Raw genomic sequence first — 1,734 nt, forward strand, 5'->3', positions numbered from 1 at the left:
GTAGTGTGGGGGGTGACGGGGCTGCTGTGGATGCAAGCGCTGCGAGTTTTGTTTGCCCGGCCCAAACCCGCACAGCCTTCTCTTTCAGATGAAAGTCGAGAAGATTGGCCTTATGTGTCGCTACTGGTGGCGGCCAAAAATGAGGAAGCGGTGATTGCCCGATTGGTAGAATCAATCTGCAATTTAGATTATCCGATCGACCGCTACGAACTTTGGGCGATCGACGATCGCAGCAGCGACAGTACGCCGCTGGTATTGGAACAGCTAACCAAACAATACCCGCAGCTCAAAGTATTTCGCACAGAAGCAAATGCCAGCGGCGGCAAGTCGGGAGCCCTAAATCAAGTGTTGCCGCTGACGATGGGCGAATTTGTAGGAATATTTGACGCCGACGCGACGGTAACGCCGGATTTGCTGCGCCGGGTGCTGCCGATGTTCGATCGAGAACGGGTAGGGGCGGTGCAAGTCAGAAAAGCCATCGCCAATGCTGCGGTGAATGTGTGGACTCGCGGCCAAGAAGCAGAAATGGCTCTCGACAGTTTTTTCCAGCAGCAGCGGACTGCGATCGGCGGCATTGGAGAATTGCGCGGTAACGGTCAATTCATGCGCCGCACCGCCTTGGAAAGCTGCGGCGGGTGGAACGAGGAAACGATTACCGACGACCTAGATTTGACACTGAGGCTGCACCTAGACCAGTGGGACATTGAATTTCTCCCTTTCCCTGCCGTGTCAGAAGAAGGAGTCACGAACGCTCGGGCTCTCTGGCACCAGCGCAATCGCTGGGCAGAAGGCGGCTATCAGCGCTATCTTGACTACTGGCGGCTAATTTTGCACAACCGCATGGGAACTGGGAAAACTTGGGATTTATTTGGATTTTGGGTATCTCAATATTTGTTGCCCACACTAGCGCTACCCGACTTTTTGATGTCAATTGCGCTGCGCCGGATGCCTATAGCGAGTCCCATAACTGTGATGACGCTTACCTTGTCAGTGGTGGGAATGTTTGTTGGTTTGCGCCGCACTCGCAAAGAGACCAAATTTGAGGTAAGGCGAGTTTTTGTCACCTTGCTGCAAACGCTGGGGGGTACTCTGTATATGTTGCACTGGCTGCTGGTGGGGACTGTGACGGCTCGGATTGCGGTGCGTCCCAAGCGGCTAAAATGGGTCAAAACAGTCCATCAAGGCGCTGCGACCATCGAGTGAACAATTAGCAGAAATATCTCGGAAGAGTATTGCCAAAAGTCTGAAGATTTCCGCACAAAAAGACATCAATAATGATGACCGCGCCCGAAAACGGATACAAGTTTCCGACCAAAGTCGTGGAGTTCCCAAAATTTGAGACTTTTGTTCGCTCTGGCAGATTTATCTGTTGTGCATTCAAGGGAAAATGGAAAATGGGGTATCGATTTACCAAATATGTTGCGCCAGAGCAGTCAGTGAAATTTGGCAATTTATAGATAGTAAAAAATACTCCGCCGCTACCGATTAAGTAATAGGTAATCGAGGCTCGGTAGCAAATAAGTAATCGGCAATACACAAATAGAAAATAGAAAATAAAAAGCCAGAATGTTTAAAATTTAACTTGACAAAAAGCCAATTATTATCTATTAATTATGAATTGCCAATTGCGGCGAATTGCTTGTTGCCAACTACCCGTCACCAGTTATTAAAAATGGATTTGTTAGAGTACCAAGCTAAATCTTTATTTCGCCAGATGGCAATTCCGATTTTGCC

1 protein-coding gene is annotated in these 1,734 nt (G+C 49.1%); it reads left to right on the plus strand.

What is annotated here, in order from left to right:
• The coding region (locus IQ270_RS30050; RefSeq protein WP_193976749.1) for a glycosyltransferase family 2 protein at nucleotides 1-1,203 on the plus strand (1,203 nt) is incomplete at its 5' end.
• Nucleotides 1,204-1,734: the final 531 nt, after the last annotated feature.

Origin of the sequence: Microcoleus sp. LEGE 07076, from assembly GCF_015207455.1 — a bacterium.
GTDB lineage: Bacteria > Cyanobacteriota > Cyanobacteriia > Cyanobacteriales > Microcoleaceae > Microcoleus.